The organism is Mycobacterium sp. 1165178.9, assembly GCF_001673555.1.
Classification (GTDB): Bacteria; Actinomycetota; Actinomycetes; order Mycobacteriales; family Mycobacteriaceae; genus Mycobacterium.
Window position 1 is genome coordinate 1 of record NZ_LZMB01000093.1, and the last position, 18,161, is coordinate 18,161.

Consider the following 18,161-nt stretch of genomic DNA (forward strand, 5'->3'; position numbering starts at 1 on the left):
CCGCGCTGGCGTCCGACCGCGGCGCCGGCGCACTGGGGTTCGCCGGGACTGCCCGCCGCGATGTGGCCGCCGCGGCCGCCGGATTGACCACTCTGGCCGGCGATGAGTTCGGCGGTGGCCCAACGCTGCCGATGATGCCCGGCACCTGGAGCGACCAAGGCTCCGCCGATCGGGCGCCGCGCGGCGATGAAGGGAACAACTAGCATCCGGCTGGCCGTCACGACCTCGTCGAATCGTCCCAAGAGTCCGAGCTGGTGCGTGCTGAGATAATGACGCGGTGGCGACGCTGATGTCCGGGCGCAGGTTACGCGTCGGGTCGATGGAAGTGCTGGTGGCCCTTCTGTTGGCCTGCGCGTTGGCCGCGACGACCCTGCGCAACGCGGTCTTCGACAGTGCGGCGCTATCGACGGTGGGTACCGTGTTCTGCGGAGTCTTCGTGCAGGCGGTTCCGTTCCTGGTGCTCGGGGTAGTGGTCAGCGGAGCGATCGCGGTGTTCGTGTCGCCGCAGCGGTTGGAGAGTTGGTTGCCACGTCGGCCGGCGTTGGCCGTGGTCGCGGCCGGGGTCGGTGGCGTCGCGTTACCGGGGTGTGAGTGCGGGTCAGTTCCGTTGGCGCGGCGGTTGTTCGGCGAAGGAGGGGCGACCGGAGCCGCGGCGTTGACGTTCATGCTGGCCGCGCCGGCGATCAACCCTGTCGTCCTGGTCGCCACGGCGGTGGCGTTTCCGGGCGAACCCCGGATGGTCTTCGCCCGCATGGGGGCGTCATTTCTGACCGCGGTCGTCATGGGCTGGGCGTGGTCGCGGTGGGGTCGTGCGGAATGGATCACTCGCCGGCTGCCTGCCGCGGGAACCCAGACCGAACCGCGTTGGGTGGCCTTCGCCGAGGCGGCCCGCCACGACTTCTTGCAGGCCGCATCGTATTTGGTGCTCGGCGCGGCCGCTGCGGCGTTGCTTCACGTCGCGGTGCCGCAATGGGTGTTCACACATTTGGCGACCGACCCGGTGCTCGGGGTCGCGTTGATGGCGGCTTTGGCGGTGGTGCTCGCATTGTGTTCGGAGGCCGACGCGTTCGTGGCCGCCAGCATGACGATGGTGCCGTTGTTGCCCCGGCTCGTGTTTCTGGTTGTCGGGCCGGCCGTCGACGTCAAGTTGTTCGCGATGCAGGCGGGCATGTTCGGCCGCGCGTTCGCTGCGCGCTTTGCGCCGTGCACTTTCCTGGTGGCCACCGCGAGCGCTTGCGCGATCGGGCTTTTCGTCCTGGGCGCCCGGTGATGAGCCGCGAAGCCGAGAACACCGTGTTGCTCCTGGTGGGCATCAGCATCGCCATGATCACCGCGTCGGGTGTGTTCACCCGCTACGTCAAACCCGGGCTGTCGCCATGGCTGATCGCATCGGCCGTGGTACTCATCGGTTTGGCGCTGGCGGCGATCATCGGTGACATTCGTCGCGGAGGACCCCGAATCAGTGACGCGGCCGGCGACCACGCCCACGAGCATTCCCACCGGCCGGGCATCGCCTGGTTGCTGGTGGTCGCGGTCCTGGTGCTGATGTTCGTGGCGCCACCCGCGCTGCGGCCCTCGGCCGCCGCGCCCTCCGTGACGTCGGTATCCAATGATGTTCTGAATAGGGCATTTCCGCCGCTGCCGCCCGGACCTTCTCCAGAGGTCTCGCTCCCCGAGGTGCTGATGCGCGAAGCGCACGACTCGACCGGTGCGTTGACCAACCGGTCGATCACCGTGACCGGCTTCGTACTCAACGAGGCGCAGGGCGTCGACCTCGGTCGCATCGTCATCGTCTGTTGTGCGGCCGACGCTCAGCTGGCCCGCATCCACCTGCGCGGACCGGCCGCCGCGGCTGCGGCCGGTCTGCCCGACAACACCTGGGTTCGGGTTCAGGGCCAGGTCATACCCGCACCGCGACAACCGAATTCGCCGGCCATCCCGACCCTGCAGGCCACCGCGGTCACCCGCGTCGACGCCCCGCCCAACCCCTATGCCTACCCGCATTGAGCGGTCAGTTGCATCGGCGGGTGCCGCGTGTCCAACGCTCGTGCTGCGCGAGTTGTCCTGGGACAGGCGTGTTTTCCCACCGCCCTCGCTCCAGCCAATCGCGCAGTTGAGCCGCGGCAGCACTGTCGGCGATCGGGCCTATCCAATGCGCCGGGCCGCAGGCCACTCGGTCGTCCGTGCAGGGCTGTACCACGGCCATGACGCCCTCGCCGGTGGGCCGAGACGCACACGTGAGGGGGCCGAGCATGCAGGCGGCCGAGACCAGCATAGCGTGCGGGCAGCGCCGGATGGTGGGACGCAGTTCGTCGATCACCGATAGCTCGTGGTCGACCGCGCAAGCGGCGCAGACGATCACGGTGAATGGCCGGTCGGTGCCGCGGCGGCGCGGCGTCATGGCGCTGTGTGCCGTCCGGGGTAAGGCAGCAGCGCCATTTCCCGGGCGGTCTTGATGGCCGTCGCGACCTGACGTTGTTGCTGAACGGAAAGGCCGGTGACTTGGCGGGACCTGATCTTGCCGCGTTCGGAGATGAACACGCGCAGCGTCGCGGTGTCCTTGTAGTCGACCGCCTCGAGCCCCAGGCTGTGCAGCAGATTCTTTCTGGGCGAACGGATGCCCGGTAGCGCGGGCCGTCGGGTGCGCGAGGCTTTCCCGGCCATCACCAGCTCGCCTTCCGCACGCCGGGTAGCTGCCCGGCGTGTGCCAATTCGCGGACCCGCACGCGAGATAGCCCGAACTTGCGTAGGTGGCCCCGTGGGCGGCCGTCGACCGCGTCGCGGTTGCGCACCCGCACCGCGCTGGCGTCGCGGGGCTGGCGCGCCAACTCGTCCTGGGCCGCCGCCCGCTGCTCGGCGGTGCTCGCCGGCGAGCGGATGATCCCGTTGAGTTCGGCGCGGCGCTCGGCGTAGCGCGCCACAAGGGCGCGACGCCGGTCGTTTTTGACGATCTTGGATTTCTTGGCCATCTTCAGCGCTCCTCGCGGAACTCGACATGGCGGCGAATGACGGGGTCGTACTTGCGCAGCACCAGCCGGTCGGGGTCGTTGCGCCGGTTCTTGCGGGTGATATAGGTGTATCCGGTTCCTGCGGTGGAGCGCAGCTTGACTAGAGGACGAATCTCGTTGCGTGCCATCAGATTCGCTGCCCCTCGCGGCGCAGCCGGGCCACGACCGCCTCGATGCCGTCGCGGTCGATCACCTTGATGCCCCTGGCGCTGACCCGCAGCCGGATCCGGCGGCGCTCCGAGGGCAGGTAGTACGTCTTGAGCTGGATGTTGGGGTTGAAGCGCCGGGACGTTCGGCGGTGGGAATGCGAGACCGCGTTACCGAAACCCGGTTGCCGGCCGGTCACCTGGCAGTGGGCGGACACCGTGCACCTCCATGCGGCTAATTGAAAATCATTTTCGACAAGGTCCGGCACGAACGGTACCGTATAGGTGAGCTAGATGAAAATGACTATCAATAAGGAGGACGATGCGGACGCCCGTCATCCTGGTCGCCGGGCAGAGCGACACCGACCCGGTCGTGGGTGCGTTGCTGCGCACCCCCGGAACGCTGGTGGTCGAGCACCGGTTCGACGGCCAGGTGGTGCGCCGAACGACGGCGACGCTGTCCGGCGGTGTCTTGACGACCCACGAGACCGGCCTGGAACTCGCGCACGGATGTGTCTCGTGCACCATCCGCAACGACCTGCTGGTGTTGCTGCGCCAGTTGCACCGTCGCGACGACGTCGACCGGATCGTCGTGCACCTGGGGCCCTGGCTGGAACCCGAGCCAATCTGCCTGGCGATCAAGCACGTTCGGGTGCGCGTGGCGCCAGGTTACATCGATGGGCCGGCCGCGCTGGACGTGACGATCGCCGCCGTGGTGAGCTGTGTCGATTCGTCGACGTGGCTGAACCAGGCGCTGGGTGAGGACGAACTGGTCGACGGGCGCACCGAGGCGCAGGTGGTGGTCGGCCAGGCCGAATTCGCCGACGTGGTGGTGCTCAATCAGCTCAATCCGTTCGTGACGGCCGTGCTGCGCCGGCTGTCCCCACGGGCCCGCATCCGGGTGGGGCCCGACGGCGTCGAGGACGCGCTGAACAACCTGTATCGCGACGCCCGCCGTGGTCGCAGCGATGACCCGCACGGTCCGCTGCTGATCGGTCAGCCCCCACTGGAGTCCCGCGGCCCAACCGCTTTGGTGGAGTTCAATTCCCGGCGCCCCTTTCATCCGCAACGCCTGCACGCGTGCCTGGATCTGCTGCTGGACGGTGTGATCAGAAGCCGGGGCCGGCTCTGGCTGGCCAGCCAGCCCGACCGGGCGATGTGGTTGGAATCGGCCGGTGCCGGGCTGCGGGTGACTTCGGCCGGCAAGTGGCTGGCCGTCCTCAACGACATCGAGCTGAACGGGATCGGCGCTGAGCGAAGAGCTTTCGCCGAATTGAGCTGGGACGAGCGCCACGGCGATCGGCACACGGCGATGGTCATATTGGTGTGCGGCGCAAGTTCCGCCGACATCCTGGACGCCCTGAGCGGCGCGCTGCTCACCGACGAGGAGATGCGACATCCGCGCGACTGGGTCCGCTACGGGGACCCGTTCGGCGACTGGCACGAGGAGCCGTGCGCGGACCGGGCGGAAGCCGCCGACAATGCGGTTTGGCACACCCGGCAGGACGGTGACCCGTCGTGAAACGCGGCGTTCATCCCGACTACCACCCCGTCGTGTTCCAGGACGCCACCACCGGTGCGATGTTCCTGACCCGATCGACCCTGACAAGTTCGCGCACCGTCGAGTGGCAAACGTCGCGGGGAGCCTGCGCCTATCCACTGGTCGTCGTCGAAGTCACCTCCGATTCACACCCGTTCTGGACCGGCGGTCGTCGCATCCTCGACAGCGCCGGACAGGTGGAGAAGTACCGTCGCCGCTATGGACCCAAGTAACGACGAGCGCCATTACCGTTGCGCGCCACCGGAAAAGGTTTGTCGGTAACGCGGCGTACTGTGGGTTGGGTGCGTAGCGAAGGCGATACCTGGGACATCACCACCAGCGTGGGTTCGACCGCGTTGTTCGTGGCAGCAGCGCGGGCATTGGAGGCGCAAAAGCCCGATCCGTTGGCCGTGGATCCATTCGCGGAGGTCTTCTGCCGCGCGGTGGGCGGTTCGTGGGCGGACGTGCTCGACGGCAAGGATCCCGACCACCAGCTGAAGACCGCCGACTTCGGCGAGAATTTCGTCACCTTCCAGGGCGCCCGCACAAAGTTCTTCGACGACTATTTCCGTCTTGCGGCGGAAGCGGGCGTGCGCCAGGTGGTCGTATTGGCGGCGGGCCTGGACTCGCGCGCCTACCGCCTGGACTGGCCGGCGGCGACGACGATCTTCGAGCTCGACCAGCCGCAAGTGCTCGACTTCAAGCGCGAGGTACTCACCGGCGCCGGCGCCCAACCGCGTGCCGAGCGTCGCGAGATCGCCATCGACCTTCGTGAAGACTGGCCGCAAGCCCTGCGCGACAGCGGTTTTGACCCCGCCAAACCGTCAGCATGGATCGCCGAGGGCCTGTTGATCTACCTCCCGGCCGCAGCCGAAGAGCAACTGTTCACCGGTATCGACGGCCTGGCCGGCCACGGCAGCCACGTCGCCGTTGAGGACGGCGCCCCGATGGAGCCCGAGGACTTCGACGACGCGGTGGCTGAAGAGCGTGCCGCCACCGCGCAGGGCGACGGACGGGTGTTCTTCCAGCTGGTCTACAACGAGCGGCATGCGCCGGCCACCGAGTGGTTCGGCGACCACGGCTGGAACGCGGTCGGTACTCCGCTGGCCGACTACCTTCGGCAGGTCGGCCGTCCAGTGCCCGGACCGGACACCGAGGCCGGCCCGATGATCGCGCGCAACACGTTGGTGAGCGCCGTCAAGGCCTGACTCCCGCGGTCGCGTTTTCATGAGTTTTCGATGAGTTGACCCTGCGCCGGAACTTTTGCGCTTCGCCCTCCGACTACTAACGGGCTGATCGGTGCGTCGCCACAGCCCGGCGGCGGCGGTTTCAGCCGGCAAGGAGTCCGGAGGATGACCGCACCCGTGTGGATGGCGTTGCCCCCGGAGATCCATTCGGCGCTGCTGAGCAGCGGTCCCGGGCCAGCCGGCCTGCTGGCCGCCGCGGCCGCCTGGAGCTCGCTGAGCACTACTTACGCGTCGGCGGCCGACGAGCTCGCCGCGACCCTGGCCGCGGTGCAGGCCGGAGCGTGGGAGGGCCCTACCGCCGAGCGGTACGCCGCCGCCCACCTGCCCTATCTGGCGTGGCTGATGCGGGCCAGCGCCAACAGCGCGGTGGCTGCGGTCCGGCACGAGACCGCGGCGACGGCCTACACCGCGGCGCTGGCCGCGATGCCCACGCTGCCCGAGCTGGCCGCCAACCACACCGTCCATGGCGTGTTGGTGGCTACGAATTTCTTCGGCATCAACACGATTCCGATCGCACTCAATGAGGCGGATTACGCGCGGATGTGGGTCCAGGCGGCCACCACGATGACGACCTATCAGGCGGTCTCGACGGCGGCGGTGGCATCCGCGCCGCAGACCGATCCGGCACCCCCCATCACGAACGCCAGCGACAGCACCGGCGATGGAAGCGATGACGGCGGCGACGACATCGTCGACGATGACTCCGGCACCCCGTACGACCTGAGTTGGTGGATAAATCGATTCCTCGAGATTCCCCAGACCCTGCTTCGGGATCTCGCCGAATTTCCACAGAACCCGGCGAAGGCGATAGCGGATTTGCTTCGCGACATTCCGTTGCTCATCGCCGACGAGTTCGATCACCTAGGCGAGGCCCTTCAGGCGTTCCCGCAGCTCGCGGCCGTTCCGTTCGCCGTGCCTGGGGGATTTGGAGGCGGCATAGCGGGTCTGACCCTGCTGGCCGGGATCCAGCCCGGCGAGGCCCCGGTTCCGGAGCCCGCCATCGTGCCCGCACCGATGCCGGAGGCGCCCAGTGCGCCGGCTGTCAGGACCGCTCCGGTCGTGAGCGCCGCACCGGTCACCGCGCCTTCGTCCTCTCCCGTCTCCACTCCCGCTCCGGCGCCCACGCCGGCCCCGGCCCCGGCGACCGCAGCGCCACCCCCGCCGCCCGTGACCGGCGGCGAGGTGGTCGCCTTCCCCTATTTGGTGGGTGGGCCCGGCATAGGCACCGACTCCGGCATGGGCAGCGGCGCGCAGCGCAAGTCGTCCGAGCCGCGTTCCGCCGCGGCCGCCGCACCGGCCGCGGCGCCGGTGTCCGAAAGGCAGCGGGCGCGGCGGCAACGTCGCGCGACGATGAAAGATCATTACCGCGGCTACGAGTACATGGACCTGGAGTCGGATGGCGGGCCGATACCCGATCCGGGCTTGTCGGTGGCATCGGATCGCGGCGCGGGGACATTGGGCTTTGCGGGAACGGCGCCGGTCGGTGGTACCGAGGCGACCGGGCTGACGACGCTGGCAGGTGACGAGTTCGGAAACGGACCCTCGGCGCCGATGCTGCCGGGCAGTTGGGACAGCGATTAATGGGGGAACTTTTTCGGCCCGCCGGCCGACTACTGGCTGCGTGATCGTTTCGCGGCTACCGGTCGTGGCGGTCGTCGAACCCACCCGATCGTCAAGGAGCCGTTGCTATGACCGCGCCCGGTGCGGACGGTGTCGTTCCTGATCCGAACGGCCGTGAGGGACGGCCGCCAGGGTGCGCGAGCCGAGTTGATAATGAAAATGATTTTCATTAAGGTGAAGGCTTGCTATGGGGCCGTCCCAGGCGCGGCTGCGAGCACGCCGAAAATGCGGCTATTACACGGCGAAATCATCCTCAATAGCGGTAAAAGAAGGACAGTGCAGTGGTGAGCCGGATAGACCCAAACGCCTCGACAGTTAGCTTATGCAATGCTAACTTCAGGCGGGTTAGGTTAGGGGAGACTACATACATGAAAAGACGCGGCCGTGGAGCGCGGTGACACCGGCATGCTCACAGCTCAGCCCGTTAATTCGCGCGTCGACGAGGACGTCGTCAGCCGGTTCGCCACGTGCTGTCGCGCGCTGGGCATCGTCGTGTACCAACGTCAGCGCCCTGCCGATCTCGCCGCCGCGCGCTCCGGATTCACCGCGCTGACCCGCATCGCCCACGACCAGTGCGACGCGTGGACGGGCCTGGCGGCCGCCGGCGATGTGTCCCTGCGGGTGCTCGAGGCGGTATCGCGCCACGTCGCGACCGCGGGGACGCTGCAGCGCCAGGTCGACCTGGCGCCCGGCTCGCTGGGCTTCCGCTACGACACCGGACTGTATTTGCAGTTTCGCGCCACGACGCCCGACGACTTCCATCTCGCCTATGCGGCCTCGCTGGCAACGGCCGGACGATTTGCTGACGCCGACGAGATCGTCGCCGGCCTGACCGCCGGCCGCCCGACCTGGCGCGAGGCCCGCTGGGTGTCCGTCGTCATCAACTACCGCGCCGAGCGCTGGTCTGACGTCGTCAAGCTGCTGACCCCGATTGTCAACGACCCGGATCTGGACGAGGCGTTCGCGCACGCCGCCAAGATCGCCTTGGGCACCGCGCTGGCGCGGCTGGGCATGTTCGCCCCGTCGCTGTCCTACCTGGAGGAGCCCGACGGTCCCGTCGCGGTGGCCGCCGTCGACGGCGCGCTGGCCAAAGCGCTGGTGCTGCGCGTGCACGTGGACGAGGACTCGGCGAGCGAGGTGCTGCAGGATCTGTACGCCGCGCATCCCGAGAACGAGCAAGTCGAACAGGCCCTGACCGACACCAGTTTCGGGATCGTGACCACCACCGCGGCCCGCATCGAGGCACGTACCGATCCGTGGGACCCCGAAACCGAGCCCAGCGCCGAGGATTTCGTCGACCCCGCGGCGCACGAACGCAAAGCCGTGCTGCTGCACGAGGCGGAGCGCCAGCTCGCCGAATTCATCGGGCTCGATGAGGTCAAGAACCAGGTGTCGCGCCTGAAGAGTTCGGTCGCCATGGAACTGGTCCGCAAGCAGCGTGGCCTCGCGGTCGCGCAGCGCGCCCACCACCTGGTCTTCGCAGGCCCGCCCGGGACAGGTAAGACCACCATCGCCCGCGTGGTTGCCAAGATCTATTGCGGCCTGGGGCTTTTGAAGCGGGAAAACATCCGAGAGGTGCACCGCGCCGACCTCATCGGCCAGCACATCGGTGAGACCGAGGCCAAGACCAACGCGATCATCGACAGCGCACTCGACGGCGTGCTGTTCCTCGACGAGGCCTACGCGCTGGTCGCCACGGGTGCCAAGAACGACTTCGGGCTGGTGGCCATCGACACGCTGCTGGCGCGGATGGAGAACGACCGCGACCGCCTGGTGGTCATCATCGCCGGATACCGCGCCGACCTGGACAAGTTCCTGGATACCAACGAGGGTTTGCGATCTCGGTTCACCCGCAACATCGACTTTCCTTCCTACGCACCGTCGGAGCTGGTCGAAATCGCCAACACGATGGCCGAGCAGCGCGACAGCATCTTCGAACCGTCCGCGCTCGAACACATGGAGGCGTTGTTCACCAAGCTGGCATCCGAGTCGACTCCGGATGCCAACGGAATCTCGCGACGCAACCTCGACATCGCCGGTAACGGTCGGTTCGTCCGAAACATCGTCGAACGCTCCGAAGAAGAACGAGAGTTCCGGCTCGACCATTCGGAACACGCCGGCACCGGCGAATTCAGTGACGAGGAGCTGATGACGATCACCGACGACGACGTCGAACGGTCCGTAGAGCCGCTGCTGCGCGGCCTTGGCCTGTCGGTGCCGGCATGAGCAACGAGTCCGACGAGCGCCGTTCGTTCACCTCTCGCACCCCGGTCAACGACAATCCCGACCAGGTCGAGTACCGTCGCGGTTTCGTCACGCGCCACCAGGTCACCGGCTGGCGGTTCGTGATGCGCCGCATCGCCTCCGGTATCGCGCTGCACGACACCAGGATGCTGGTCGACCCGCTGCGCACGCAATCTCGCGCGGTGGCCATGGGAGCGGTCCTTCTGGTCACCGGCTTGGCGGGTTGCTTCGTGTTCTCCCTGATCCGGCCGAGCGGGACGGTGGGCACCAACGCCATACTGGCGGACCGGTCGACGGCGGCTCTGTATGTCCGAGTCGGCGACGACTTGCATCCGGTGCTCAACTTGACCTCCGCCCGGCTGATCACCGGCCACGCGGTCGATCCCACCATGGTGAAAAGCAGTGAGCTGGACCGCTTTCCGCGCGGCAACCTGATCGGCATACCTGGCGCGCCGGAACGCATGGTGCAAAACCCCTCGCACGACGCGAACTGGACGGTGTGCGACTCGGTCAGCGAGCCGGCCCAGGGTGGGCATGCGGCCCACAGCACCGGCGTCACCGTGATCGCGGGCGGGCCGGACAGCAGCGGTGCGCGAGCGGCGACGCTCCCGTCGCGGCAGGCGATCCTCGTCGACCGGGACGGCAGCACGTGGCTGTTGTGGGACGGCAGGCGTTCGCAGATCAACTTGACCGACCACGCCATCACGAACGCACTTGGCTTGGGGCAGAACAACTCCGAGATTCCCGCGCCCCGGCCCATCGCTCTGGGCCTGTTCAACGCGATACCCGAGGGGCCGCCGCTGACGGCGCCGGTCATCCCGAACGCCGGAGCCCCGGCGCCGTTCAGTGTGCCCGCACCGATCGGCGCGGTCGTGGTCTCCTACGCCCTGGACCAGAGTTCCTCGGGCGCGCCGCGCTACTACGCGGTCATGCCCGATGGTTTGCAGCAGATCTCGCCGGTGCTCGCTGCGATCCTGCGCAACACCAATTCCTATGGACTGGACCAACCGCCGCGGCTGGGTGCCGACGCGGTGGCCAAGCTGCCGGTCTCGCGGATGCTGGACACCGCGCGGTATCCGGATCAACCGATCAGCGTGGTCGACGCGGCCAAATCCCCTGTCACATGCGCCTATTGGAGCAAGCCGGCCGGGGCCGCGACCAGCTCGCTGAACCTGATGTCGGGCTCCGCGCTGCCGATCGCCGAATCGATACACACCATCGACCTGGTGAGCGGCGGGGCGGCGACGACCGCCACCCGGGTCGCCCTGGCGCCGGGCACCGGCTACTTCACCCAGACGGTCGGCGGGGGGCCGGACTCGCCGGGCACCGGCTCGCTGTTCTGGGTCTCCGACACCGGTGTCCGCTACGGCATCGACAACGAGGCCGAGCACTCGGCCGCCGGGCACGGCAAAACGGTTGAGGCGCTGGGCCTTAGCGGCTCGCCAGTCCCCGCCCCGTGGTCGGTGCTGTCGCTGTTCGCCAATGGTCCGACGTTATCGCGCGCCGACGCGCTGCTGGCACATGACGGGCTGACGCCCGATCAGAAGCCCGGCCGCGTGGCATCTGCCGAGGGAGCCTCCCGATGAGCCGACTGATTTTCGAAGCGCGCCGCCGGCTGGCGCCGCCGGTGACCCGCAAGGGCACCATCGCCATCGAGGCGCCGCCCGAGCTGCCCCGGGTGATTCCGCCGTCGTTCCTGCGGCGGGCGATGCCCTATGTGCTGGTGATCCTGATCGTCGGCATGGTCGTCGCGCTGTTCGCCACCGGGATGCGGCTGATCTCGCCGCAGACGTTGTTCTTCCCGTTCGTGCTGTTGCTCGCCGCGACCGCGATGTATCGCGGCAACGACAACAAGACGCGCACCGAGGAGGTCGACGCCGAACGCGCCGACTACCTGCGCTACCTCTCGGTGGTCCGGGACAACATCCGCACCCAGGCCACCGCGCAGCGCGCCGCCGCACAGTGGTCCCACCCGGAGCCGGCCGCGCTGGCGGCGGTGCCGGGATCCCGCCGCCAATGGGAGCGTGACCCGCACGATCCCGACTTCCTGGTGCTGAGGGCCGGCCGCCATCACGTACCGTTGGCCACCGCCTTGCGGGTAAACGACACCGCGGACGAAATCGACCTGGAGCCGGTGTCGCACAGCGCATTACGCAGCCTGCTCGACACCCATCGCACCGTGCGCGACGTGCCGACCGGGATCGACCTGGCCAAGGTCTCCCGGATCACCGTGCTAGGCGCGGAAGGCGAGGTGCGTGCCGCGCTGCGCGCTTGGATCGCTCAGGCGGTGACCTGGCATGACCCGACCGTGCTCGGGGTCGCGCTGGTCACCCCGAATCTGGAGAACTCGGACTGGTCGTGGCTGAAGTGGTTGCCGCACATCGACGTTCCCGGTCAGCTCGACGGGGTCGGACCGGCCCGCTTCATGTTCACCAACGCCGACGACTTGGTCGCGAGCCTCGGTTCGGCCCTCCTCGACCGTCCGGAGTTCACCGGTGAGTCCGCCGCCGCCCTCCGCCACCTGCTGATCGTCGTCGACGACCCCGACTACGACCTGAACGCGTCGGCGCTGGCGCTGGGCAGGGCCGGTGTCACCGTCGTGCACCGCAGCGCCACGGCGCCCAACCGCGAGCAGTATTCGGATCCGGAGAGGCCGATCCTGCGCGTCGCAAGTGGCGCCATCGAGCGCTGGCAGACCGGCGGTTGGCAGCCCTACATCGACAACGCCGACGGATTCGGTGCCGACGAGGCGGCGCACCTGGCGCGCCAGTTGTCGCGCTGGGACTCCAATCCGACGCACACTGGGCTGCGATCGGCGGCCACCCGCGGTGCCACGTTCACCACGATGCTGGGCATTTCGGATGCCTCCCAACTGGACGTGCCCACGCTGTGGGCGCCGCGCCGCCGCGAGGACGAGTTGCGCGTTCCGATCGGGGTCACCGCGACCGGTGAGCCGTTAATTTTCGACCTCAAGGACGAAGCCGAGGGCGGCATGGGCCCGCACGGGCTGATGATCGGTATGACGGGTTCGGGTAAGTCGCAGACCCTGATGTCGATCCTGTTGTCGCTGTTGACGACTCATTCGGCGGATCGATTGATCGTCATCTACGCCGACTTCAAGGGCGAGGCCGGCGCCGACAGCTTCCGTCACTTTCCGCAAGTCGTCGCCGTCATCTCCAACATGGCCGAGAAGAAGTCGCTGGCCGACCGGTTCGCCGACACGCTGCGCGGCGAGGTGGCTCGCCGGGAGACGTTGCTGCGTGAGACCGGCCGCCAGGTGCAGGGCAGCGCGTTCAACTCGGTGGTCGAGTACGAGGCGGCCATCGCCGCCGGACACGACCTGCCGCCCATCCCAACGCTGTTCGTGGTCGCCGACGAGTTCACCCTGATGCTGGCCGATCACCCGGAATACGCGGAGCTGTTCGATTACGTTGCGCGTAAAGGCCGCTCGTTCCGCATCCACATCCTGTTCGCATCGCAGACGCTGGATGTCGGCAAGATCAAGGACATCGACAAGAACACCTCCTACCGCATCGGTCTGAAGGTGGCCAGTCCCAGCGTGTCTCGCCAGATCATCGGTGTTGAGGATGCCTACCACATCGAGTCCGGCAAGGAGCACAAGGGCGTGGGCTTCTTGGTGCCCGCTCCGGGTGCGACGCCGATCAAGTTCCGCAGCACCTACGTGGACGGCATCTACGACCCGCCGGTCAAGGCCAAATCCTTTGTGGTGCCGTCTATCCCGGAGCCGAAGCTGTTTACGGCCGGACGAGTCGAACCGGATCAGGACACCGTGATCACCGCGCCGGAGGAAGACGAATTGACCGGGCCGCCGCGCAAGCTGATCGCCACCATCGGCGATCAACTCGCCGGCTACGGTCCGCGGGCGCCACAGCTGTGGCTGCCACCGCTGGACGAGCCGATCCCGTTGACCGCCATGCTGGCCCGCGCCGGCGTGCCGCCCCGGCAGTGGCAATGGCCGCTCGGCGAGATCGACAAGCCGTTCGAGATGCGCCGCGACCCATTGGTGTTCGACGCCGCCTCGTCGGCCGGAAACATGGTCATCCATGGTGGCCCGAAATCGGGCAAGTCGACCGCGCTGCAGACGTTCATCCTGTCCGCGGCCAACCTGCACTCGCCGCGCGAGGTCACCTTCTATTGCCTGGATTACGGCGGCGGCAAGCTGAGGGCGCTCGAAGACCTGGCGCACGTCGGCAGCGTGGCCTCGGCGCTGGAGCCCGAACGCATCCGGCGCACCTTCGGCGAACTCGAGCAGCTGCTGCTGTCTAGGCAGCGCCGAGAGGCCTTCCGGGACAAGAACGGTGCCGCCCCCGACGACGGGTTCGGCGAGGTGTTCCTGGTCATCGACAACCTCTACGCGTTCGGCCGGGACAACACGGACCAGTTCAACACCCGAAACCCGTTGCTGGCCAGGGTCAGCGAGCTGGTCAACATCGGCCTCGCCTACGGCATACACGTCGTCGTCACCACCCCCAGCTGGCTGGAGGTGCCGCTGGCCATGCGCGACGGCCTCGGCCTGCGCCTCGAGCTCAAGCTGCACGATCCTCGCGACAGCAACGTGCGGGTGGTCGGCGCCCTGCGCCGGCCAGCCGAAGCGGTGCCGCACGATCAGCCCGGACGCGGATTGACCATGGCCGCTGAGCATTTCCTGTTCGCCTCCCCCGAGCTGGACCAGGTCGCCGCGCTCAACGCGCGCTACCCCGGGCTGACCGCGCCGCCGGTGCGGTTGCTGCCGACCAACCTCGTGCCGGAATCGGTCGGATCGTTGTATCGCGGGCCGGAGCGGGTCGTCATCGGCCAGCGCGAGGAAGATCTCGCACCTGTGGTGGTCAACTTCGCGGAGAACCCCCTGCTAATGGTGTTCGGCGACAGCAAGTCTGGAAAGACCACGCTGCTGCGCCACCTCATTCGCACCGTGCGCGAGCACTCCACGCCCGATCAGGTGGCCTTCACGGTGCTGGATCGGCGGCTGCACCTCGTCGACGAACCGCTGTTCCCCGACAACGAATACACCGCCAACATCGACCGGATCACCCCGGCGATGTTGGGCCTGGCCAACCTCATCGAATCGCGGCGACCACCGGCCGGCCTGTCACCTGCAGAGCTGGCCCACTGGCGCTACGCCGGCCACACCCACTATCTGATCATCGACGACGTCGACCAGATACCGGATTCGCCGGCGATGAGCGGCCCCTACGTCGGGCAGCGGCCCTGGACGCCGCTGATCGGATTGCTTTCGCAGGCAGCCGATCTAGGGCTGCGGGTGATCGTCACCGCACGTGCCACCGGTTCGGGACACGCCCTGATGACCAACCCGCTGCTGCGCCGGTTCAACGACCTGCAGGCGACCACGCTGATGCTGGCGGGTAATCCGCAGGACAGCGGCAAGATCCGCGGTCAGCGGTTCGGGCGGTTGCCCGCCGGGCGGGCGATCCTGTTGGGCGACAGCGACGCGCCGACATACGTGCAGCTGGTCAACCCGTTGATCGGGGAGTCCGTGATCGAGGGCGCCAACGAAGGTTTCGCCCACTGATGTTTACGCAAGTCCAGGAAGGACTAGGGAAGGAGTAACCATGACCCTGCGAGTGGTTCCCGAAGGTCTGGCCGCGACCAGCGCCGCGGTGGAGGCCCTGACGGCGCGGCTGGCGGCCGCGCACGCGGCGGCGGCTCCGGCGATTACCGCCGTGGTGCCTCCGGCGGTCGACCCGGTGTCGCTGCAAACGGCTGTCGGATTCAGCGCTCAGGGCCAGGAGCACTCCGTTGTGGCGGCCCAGGGCGTCGAAGAGCTGGGCCGCGCTGGTGTCGGCGTCGGGGAGGCCGGCGCAAGCTATCTCGCGGGCGACTCCGCGGCCGCTGCGACGTTCGGAATCGCGAGCGCCTGAGAATGACTGGCCCTTTGGCCCCCCTAGGGTCCACTATCTGGATGGCTTCGCCACCCGAGGTGCATTCGGCGTTGCTCAGCGCGGTCCAGGGCCGGGGCCGCTGTTGGCGGCCGCCGGCGCCTGGACTTCGCTGAGCACCCAATACGCCTCGGCGGCAGCCGAACTCAGTGGGCTGCTGGGGGAGGCCCAGGCGGGGGCCTGGGAGGGACCGAGCGCCGAGCAATATGTGGCCGCCCACCTGCCGTACCTGGCCTGGCTGCAGCAGGCCAGTGCCGATAGCGCGGGTGCCGCCGCCCAGCAAGAGGTCGCGGCGACGGCGTACACCGCCGCGCTGGCCGCCATGCCGACGCTGGCGGAACTGGCCACCAATCACACCGTGCACGGAGTGCTGGTGGCGACGAACTTCTTTGGCATCAACACCATTCCGATCGCGGTCAACGAGGCCGACTACGCGCGGATGTGGGTCCAGGCGGCCACCACCATGGGCACATACCAGGCCGTGTCGGGTTCGGCTCTGGCCGCGACGCCGCGCACCACGGCGGCGCCTCCCATCGTCAATCCCGGCGGCCAAACGAACAGTCTCGCGGCCAACGCCACGCAGAACAGCCTTGGGGATTGGTTGCAGAACTTCCTCCAGCAGCTGTCCAAATTCCTGCAGGACTTCCTGCAGAACATCCAGCAGATGTTGCAGAACCTGCCGGCGCTGCTCGCGGCCAACGGGCCGCTGCTGTTCTTCGTTGCCTACCAAGTGTTCTTCAACGCCGTCGGTTGGCCGACCTGGGGCGCGATCCTGACCGCGCCGTTGCTGATTCCGCTACTGCTGGGCATCGGGCTCGGTTCCCTGCTCACCACACCCGTTGAGGTCGAGCCGGATACCAATGCCGCCCCCGCCGCCGTGGCCCCCGTGCTGACGTCGAACAAGCCGACCATGCTGCCGGCGGTCGCACTGGCCCCGACGGTGGCGACCCCGGCCGGGGCCCCGGCCACCACGGTTGCCGCGGGCTCTCCTGCCCCCGCCGCGCCGGCGCCGGCAGCCGCGGCGAGCAACTTCGCCTACCTGGTGGCCGTGGGGGGTGACCCGGACGCCGGGGTCGGACCCACATTGGGCGGCCGCGGCGGAGTCAAGGCTCCGGCGGCGACCATCCCGGCGGCGGGTGCCGCGGCGGCGAGCCGCGCCGAGTCGCGGGCGCGGCGCAGGCGGCGGGCCGCGCTTCACGACCACGCGGACGAGTACGCGGACATGGACTCCGACTTCGGTGTTGCCCCGGATTTCGGCGACGAGGAGGAACTGGCTGCGGCCGTCGCGTCCGCCCAGGGGGCTGGGGCACTCGGGTTCGCCGGAACGACGCAGCGACGCAGGGCTTTTCAGGCGACCGGATTGACCAAGCTGGCCGAGGACGACTTCGGTGGTGGCCCGCGGATGCCGATGGTGCCGGGCACGTGGGAGCACGAGGCCGGTAACGGAGCAAACCCAACCGAGCCCGGGAAAGGGGGTTAAGGCAGTCAGCCAGATCAAGGTGAATTACCGAAACCCCAACGGACGCAACAGAAAGGAATCAACATGAGTATGTTGGACGCGCACATTCCGCAGTTGGTGGCCGCACAGTCGGCGTTCAGCGCCAAGGCGGCGTTGCTGCGCAGCACGATCAGCCAGGCCGAGCAGGAAGCGATGTCGGCGCAGGCGTTCCACCAGGGCGAGTCCTCGGCCGCCTTCCAGGCCGCGCACGCGCGGTTCGTCGAGGTCGCCGCGCGAGTCAACACCCTGCTGGACATCGCCCAGGCCAACCTCGGGGACGCCGCCGGGACCTACGTGGCCGCGGATGCCGCCGCCGCGTCTGGTTACACCGCCTTCTGATCTCACCGCTAGCAACCGCGAAAGGACTTGTCATGTCGCAGATCATGTACAACTACCCGGCGATGTTGAACCACGCCGCCGATATGTCGGGCTACGCCGGCACCATGCAGGGGCTCGGTTCCGATATCGCCAGCGAGCAGGCAACATTGTCGAACGCCTGGCAGGGTGACACCGGTATGACCTACCAGGTGTGGCAGGCCCAGTGGAACCAGGCGATGGAAAGCTTGGTGCGCGCCTACCAGTCGATGGCCAGCACCCACGAGGCGAACACCATGTCCATGCTGGCCCGCGACCAGGCCGAAGCCGCCAAATGGGGCGGTTAGGCCGCGACTGAACGAGCCTGATGAACTCAGCGCCCAACGCGGTCGAGCTGACGGTCGATCACGCTTGGTTCATCGCGGAAACGATTGGGGCGGGGAGCTTTCCCTGGGTATTGGCGATCACCTCGCCCTATCGTGATGCCGCGGAACGCAGCGCGTTCCTCGACCGGCAGAAGGCTGAGCTCACCGAACTCGGTCTGGTCTCGGAAGACGGAGTCGTCAACCCCGCGGTCGCCGAGTGGATCAAAGTGGTGTGTTTTCCGGAGCGGTGGCTGGACATG

General features: G+C 68.0%; 17 protein-coding genes and 2 pseudogenes. 15 read left to right on the forward strand and 4 right to left on the reverse strand.

Going from position 1 to position 18,161, the window contains the following annotated elements; genetic code table 11:
- The 3 genes and pseudogenes from A5652_RS04700 to A5652_RS04710 form a co-directional block, all read left to right on the forward strand.
- Positions 1-203: pseudogene (locus A5652_RS04700) on the forward strand (hypothetical protein); the annotation flags it as partial.
- Positions 204-289: 86 nt separating this feature from the next.
- The gene (locus tag A5652_RS04705) at positions 290-1,270 is read left to right on the forward strand and encodes a permease (RefSeq protein ID WP_369805749.1); all 981 of its coding nucleotides are present in this window, start codon (positions 290-292) and stop codon (positions 1,268-1,270) included.
- Positions 1,270-2,007 carry a TIGR03943 family protein gene (locus A5652_RS04710; protein ID WP_067347134.1) on the forward strand — a complete coding sequence of 246 codons (738 nt, stop codon included), beginning with the start codon at positions 1,270-1,272 and terminating at the stop codon, positions 2,005-2,007. Before A5652_RS04705 ends, A5652_RS04710 begins: the two co-directional genes overlap by 1 nt.
- A 390-nt stretch (positions 2,008-2,397) precedes the next feature.
- On the opposite strand, the gene rpsR is transcribed toward A5652_RS04710, so the two are convergent.
- From rpsR to rpmB, 4 genes are read right to left on the reverse strand one after another with little or no spacing between them, the layout of a single operon-like run.
- Positions 2,398-2,664: a 30S ribosomal protein S18 gene (rpsR, locus tag A5652_RS04720; RefSeq protein WP_067347139.1), complete on the reverse strand. Its 267-nt coding sequence runs from the start codon at positions 2,662-2,664 to the stop codon at positions 2,398-2,400.
- Positions 2,664-2,969, reverse strand: coding sequence for a 30S ribosomal protein S14 (gene rpsN / locus A5652_RS04725; protein WP_067347141.1), 306 nt, complete (start codon positions 2,967-2,969; stop codon positions 2,664-2,666). Before rpsN ends, rpsR begins: the two co-directional genes overlap by 1 nt.
- Before the next feature lie 2 nt (positions 2,970-2,971).
- Positions 2,972-3,136 carry a 50S ribosomal protein L33 gene (gene rpmG, locus A5652_RS04730; RefSeq protein ID WP_003873955.1) on the reverse strand — a complete coding sequence of 55 codons (165 nt, stop codon included), beginning with the start codon at positions 3,134-3,136 and terminating at the stop codon, positions 2,972-2,974.
- A complete protein-coding gene (gene rpmB / locus A5652_RS04735; RefSeq protein WP_067347143.1) occupies positions 3,136-3,372 on the reverse strand; it encodes a 50S ribosomal protein L28 in 237 nt (78 codons plus the stop codon). Before rpmB ends, rpmG begins: the two co-directional genes overlap by 1 nt.
- 104 nt (positions 3,373-3,476) lie before the next feature.
- Between rpmB and mrf the strand changes: the two genes are divergently transcribed.
- From mrf to A5652_RS04800, 12 genes and pseudogenes are all read left to right on the forward strand, one after another.
- The gene (mrf, locus tag A5652_RS04740) at positions 3,477-4,676 is read left to right on the forward strand and encodes a ribosome hibernation factor-recruiting GTPase MRF (protein WP_067347145.1); all 1,200 of its coding nucleotides are present in this window, start codon (positions 3,477-3,479) and stop codon (positions 4,674-4,676) included.
- Positions 4,673-4,927, forward strand: a complete 255-nt coding sequence (locus A5652_RS04745; RefSeq protein WP_067347147.1) for a type B 50S ribosomal protein L31 — start codon at positions 4,673-4,675, stop codon at positions 4,925-4,927. Before mrf ends, A5652_RS04745 begins: the two co-directional genes overlap by 4 nt.
- A 69-nt stretch (positions 4,928-4,996) precedes the next feature.
- The gene (locus A5652_RS04750; RefSeq protein WP_067347162.1) at positions 4,997-5,902 is read left to right on the forward strand and encodes a class I SAM-dependent methyltransferase; all 906 of its coding nucleotides are present in this window, start codon (positions 4,997-4,999) and stop codon (positions 5,900-5,902) included.
- Positions 5,903-6,046: 144 nt separating this feature from the next.
- On the forward strand, positions 6,047-7,522 hold the full coding sequence (locus tag A5652_RS04755; protein WP_067347149.1) for a PPE family protein: 1,476 nt from the start codon (positions 6,047-6,049) through the stop codon (positions 7,520-7,522).
- Between the two features lie 423 nt (positions 7,523-7,945).
- Complete coding sequence (gene eccA3, locus A5652_RS04765) at positions 7,946-9,787, forward strand: type VII secretion system ESX-3 AAA family ATPase EccA3 (protein ID WP_067347153.1); 1,842 nt, start codon at positions 7,946-7,948, stop codon at positions 9,785-9,787.
- A complete protein-coding gene (gene eccB / locus A5652_RS04770; protein WP_067347155.1) occupies positions 9,784-11,391 on the forward strand; it encodes a type VII secretion protein EccB in 1,608 nt (535 codons plus the stop codon). The genes eccA3 and eccB overlap by 4 nt, the downstream gene beginning before the upstream one ends.
- The gene (gene eccCa, locus A5652_RS04775; protein WP_067347157.1) at positions 11,388-15,356 is read left to right on the forward strand and encodes a type VII secretion protein EccCa; all 3,969 of its coding nucleotides are present in this window, start codon (positions 11,388-11,390) and stop codon (positions 15,354-15,356) included. Before eccB ends, eccCa begins: the two co-directional genes overlap by 4 nt.
- A 40-nt stretch (positions 15,357-15,396) precedes the next feature.
- The gene (locus A5652_RS04780; protein WP_067347159.1) at positions 15,397-15,705 is read left to right on the forward strand and encodes a PE family protein; all 309 of its coding nucleotides are present in this window, start codon (positions 15,397-15,399) and stop codon (positions 15,703-15,705) included.
- Between the two features lie 41 nt (positions 15,706-15,746).
- Positions 15,747-17,203, forward strand: a pseudogene (locus tag A5652_RS04785) (PPE family protein).
- Between the two features lie 63 nt (positions 17,204-17,266).
- On the forward strand, positions 17,267-17,560 hold the full coding sequence (locus tag A5652_RS04790; RefSeq protein ID WP_066860115.1) for a WXG100 family type VII secretion target: 294 nt from the start codon (positions 17,267-17,269) through the stop codon (positions 17,558-17,560).
- 32 nt (positions 17,561-17,592) lie between these two features.
- Complete coding sequence (locus tag A5652_RS04795) at positions 17,593-17,883, forward strand: WXG100 family type VII secretion target (RefSeq protein ID WP_067128585.1); 291 nt, start codon at positions 17,593-17,595, stop codon at positions 17,881-17,883.
- 20 nt (positions 17,884-17,903) lie between these two features.
- On the forward strand, positions 17,904-18,161 hold a 258-nt coding region (locus A5652_RS04800), incomplete at its 3' end, for an ESX secretion-associated protein EspG (protein ID WP_197513758.1).